Here is a 4,194-nt window from a genome sequence, read left to right as displayed (position 1 = left end):
TCGGCGATGAAGGTGGCGGCGCCGCCGTATTCGCCGCCGGTCGAGAAGCCCTGCACGAGGCGGGCGACGAGCAGCAGCACGGGCGCCAGGATGCCGATCGACGCGTAGCTGGGGATCAGGCCGATCGCGAAGGTGCCGACGGCCATCATGATCATCGTGGCGGCGAGCACGCGCTGGCGGCCGATGCGGTCGCCGAGCGGGCCGAACACCATGCCGCCGAGCGGGCGCACGAGGAACGCGGCCGCGAACGTGCCGAAGGTCGCGAGCAGCTGCGCGGACGGGCTGCTGGACGGGAAGAACACCTTGCCGAGCGTGACGGCGATATAGCTGTAGACGCCGAAGTCGAACCATTCCATCGCGTTGCCGAACGCCATCGCGCCGACCGCGCGCTTCAGGACGGCAGGGTCGACGATCGTGATGTCGTCCAGCTTGAGGGCCTTGCGCGAAGACCGGGCTTTCGCGGGATGCGCGTGCGTTGAACTCAATGAACGCTCCTGGAAGGGCCTTCGCGTGGCGCGAACGGACGCGCGGCGGGCAGGCGCGGCACCGTCGGGGACGAAGGCGGTTGTCTCGGGGGCGCCGTGATGTCGGTGGCGCGGCGCGCGGCACGCGATACCCGGCAAGTGTGTGTTGGTGTGAAGCAGTGTAGAGAAACGGGGCGCGCAGACTATCGGTCATGCGCCCGGAAATCGGTCGTAAACGACACGGATGGCGCGGGTGGGCAAGTCGGCTGAAACGCAGCGGGAGGGGGCAGCAGCGTAGCGGTACGGGGTGCGTCCGCGGTGGTCTATACCGCGTTCGCGACGCGTGCCGATGTTACAGGTCGCGTATCGTGCGAGCGTGAGGGGCGGCGGCGTGTTGCGTGCGAACGCGCCCGGCAGGCGTTGCACCGGATCCGGGTGCATGGCTGCATGCCGGATCCGGTGCGGGATGATTCGGACTGCGAATATAGGCGTGCGGTGATTCGGTGTCGCCACCGCCGCCCGTGCGTCAGAACATGTGGCGGATCCCGACGTTCGCGCCGACGGTCGTCCCGGTGACCGCGTAAAGCGCGTTGGTGATCCCGAGGCCGGTGTTCATCGCGCCGTGGTTGTTGACCATCGCGACCTGCGCATACAGCGCGGTCGCCTTCGACAGGCTGTAGGTCGTGCCGACGGCCGCGAGCAGCGAATGGTTGGCCGTATCGTTGCGATCGCTGGTGAACCACACGCCGCCGTTCAGGTCGACGGCCGGTGTCGCCTGGTAGTCGAGACCGCCGCCGTACACGTTGTTGCTGAACGAGCCGCCGACCTTGTAGCTCGCGAACGACGCCTTCGCGGTGACGGGGCCGAACCGGTACGCGGCGCCGATCGTGCGCCCGACGAACGCGACGGTGCTCGGCGTCGGCGCCGGGTTGGTGCCGTCGTTGCCGTCGTAGAACGCCGCGTCGATCATGAAGCCGCCGTGTTCGTACTTGAGGCTCGCCGAATACTGGCGGCCGGCCTGGAAGTCGCCGGCCTTGCCGCCGAACGCGAACATCGCACTGCCGGTGAGACCGGCGATCGTCGGGCTGGTGTACGAGACGGCGTTCGGGTTGAACAGGCCCGTCACGAGCACGTTGTCGACATAGTTGACCAGCCCGCTGCCGAAGTGCGAGAAGCTGCGCGGATCCGAATCGAAGATCGCGAGCAGGAACGGCGAGTACTGCACGCCGGCCTTGACCGTGCCGAATCCGCCGTCGAGCCCGACCCATGCCTGGCGGCCGAAGAAGTTGCCGTTCGAATGGGCGAACGCGCCGTTGGTGACGGCGAAGCCGCTTTCGAGCTGGAATTTGGCCTTCAGGCCGCCGCCGAGATCCTCGCTGCCGGTCATCCCGAACGCGGTCGGCGTCATGCCGGTGTCGGTCATCGCGAACTGATGGCCCGCGTTCGCGCCGGTGGCCGAGTCGAGTGTCTTGCTCGTGTACAGCACGGCGGCGTCGAGGTTGCCGTACAGCGTCACGCTGCTCTGCGCGAAGCCGCTGGTGCTGGCCAGCGCGCCGGCGAGCGCCGTGCAACCGATCGCGATTCTGCTTTTCATTGGGTGTCTCCAGTGTTGTGTTGTTGTACGTCGATGCATCGAACAGGGAATGCGACGGACGCCGGCGTAGCGGTGTTCATCGCGCAGGCCGCGCATGCAGGATGGGGCGCGGCGGGACGCACGTGCGGGGCCGGGTGTCGGCCGCGCGCGGCGCGCTCATGGCGGGGATGGGTGCCGGAACGCGCGTGCGTCGAAGAGGTAAGGTGAGTTCCGTCCCGTCGGTCAGAGCGACTGGCCAAGCTGGTCCAGGATGGCCGGGTTCTCGAGCGTGGACGTGTCCTGCGTGATCGCCTCGCCCTTCGCGAGCGAGCGCAGCAGGCGCCGCATGATCTTGCCCGAGCGCGTCTTCGGCAGGTTGTCGCCGAAACGGATGTCCTTCGGCTTCGCGATCGGGCCGATCTGCTTGCCGACCCAGTCGCGCAGCGTCTTCGCGAGCGCCGCCGCTTCCTCGCCTTCCGGGCGCGAGCGCTTCAGCACCACGAACGCGACCACCGCCTCGCCCGTCGTGTCGTCCGGACGGCCGACCACCGCCGCTTCCGCAACCAGTTCGTGCGACACCAGCGCCGACTCGATCTCCATCGTGCCGAGCCGGTGGCCCGACACGTTCAGCACGTCGTCGATGCGGCCCATGATCGTGAAGTACCCGGTGTCCTTGTCGCGCACCGTGCCGTCGCCGGCGAGGTACAGCCGGCCGCCGAGTTCTTCCGGGTAGTAACTCTTCTTGAAACGCTCCGGGTCGCCCCAGATCGTGCGGATCATCGCCGGCCACGGGCGCTTGACGACGAGAATCCCGCCTTGCCCGTTCGGTACGTCCTGGCCCGTTTCGTCGACCACCGCGGCCATGATGCCCGGCAGCGGCAGCGTGCACGAACCCGGCACCGTCGGCGTCGCGCCCGGCAGAGGCGTGATCATGTGGCCGCCGGTTTCGGTCTGCCACCACGTGTCGACGATCGGGCAGCGTTCCTGGCCGACATGCTTGTGATACCACATCCACGCTTCCGGATTGATCGGCTCGCCGACCGTGCCGATGATGCGCAGGCTCGACAGGTCATAGCTCTTCGGGTGGACCTTGTCGTCGGCTTCCGCGGCCTTGATGAGCGAACGGATCGCGGTCGGCGCGGTGTAGAACACCGTGACCTTGTGGTCGCCGATCATCTTCCAGAAGCGGCCGGCGTCCGGATAAGTCGGCACGCCTTCGAACACGACCTGCGTGCCGCCGCACGCGAGCGGGCCGTACGTGATGTACGTGTGCCCGGTCACCCAGCCGATGTCGGCCGTGCACCAGAACACGTCGTCGGGTTTCCAGTCGAACGTCCACTTCATCGTCTGCGCGGCCCACAGCAGGTAGCCGCCGGTGCTGTGCTGCACGCCCTTCGGCTTGCCGGTCGAGCCCGACGTATACAGGATGAACAGCGGATGCTCGGCGCCGACCCATTCCGGCGCACACGTGTCGGACTCGCCGTCCGCGAGTTCGTGCATCCACAGGTCGCGTCCGGCATGCCAGTCGATCTTGCCGCCGGTGCGGCGATAGACGATCACGCTCTTGACCGCTTCGCAGCCGCCCATCGCGATCGCTTCGTCGGCGATGCTCTTGAGCGGCAGCGTCTTGCCGCCGCGCGCCTGCTCGTCGGCGGTGATGAGCGCAACGGCGCCGACGTCGACGAGCCGCTCGTTCAGCGATTTGGCGGAGAAGCCGCCGAACACGACCGAGTGCGTGGCGCCGATGCGCGCGCAGGCCTGCATCGCGACGATGCCCTCGATCGACATCGGCATGTAGATGACGACGCGGTCGCCCTTGGCGATTCCGCGCTTCTTCAGCGCATTGGCGAAGCGCGATACGCGGGCGAGCAGATCGGCGTAGGTGACGCGCGTGACGGTGCCGTCGTCGGCCTCGAAGATCACCGCGACGCGCTGGCCGTTGCCGGCTTCGACGTGACGATCGAGGCAGTTGTACGACGCGTTGAGTTCGCCGTCGTCAAACCACTTGTAGAACGGTGCGTCGCGCTCGTCGAGCACCTTCGTGAACGGCTTGTGCCAGCTGAGGCCTTCGCGGGCGAGACGCGCCCAGAAGCCTTCGTAATCGCGCTCGGCTTCGGCGGCGAGCGCACGGTAGGCCGGCATGCCGGAAATGGTCGC

Annotated in this window: 3 protein-coding genes; all 3 read right to left on the bottom strand. The window is 67.7% G+C overall.

All coding sequences use genetic code 11. The features are described from left to right. A partial coding sequence (locus tag ACTJKF_RS31245) for an MFS transporter (RefSeq protein ID WP_440628983.1) occupies positions 1–485 on the bottom strand: 485 nt, incomplete at its 3' end. Between the two features lie 505 nt (positions 486–990). Continuing rightward, entirely contained in the window at positions 991–2,058 is a 1,068-nt protein-coding gene (locus ACTJKF_RS31240; RefSeq protein ID WP_440628981.1) for a porin, read from the bottom strand. Positions 2,059–2,280: 222 nt separating this feature from the next. Then, positions 2,281–4,194, bottom strand: a 1,914-nt coding sequence (acs, locus tag ACTJKF_RS31235) for an acetate--CoA ligase (protein ID WP_440628979.1), incomplete at its 5' end; no start/stop codon positions are given.

It is taken from the genome of Burkholderia sp. 22313 (genome assembly GCF_052045245.1).
Taxonomy (GTDB): domain Bacteria; phylum Pseudomonadota; class Gammaproteobacteria; order Burkholderiales; family Burkholderiaceae; genus Burkholderia.
Note: the sequence above shows the minus strand (reverse complement) of the source record. Positions and strands in the feature narration are given on the sequence as shown.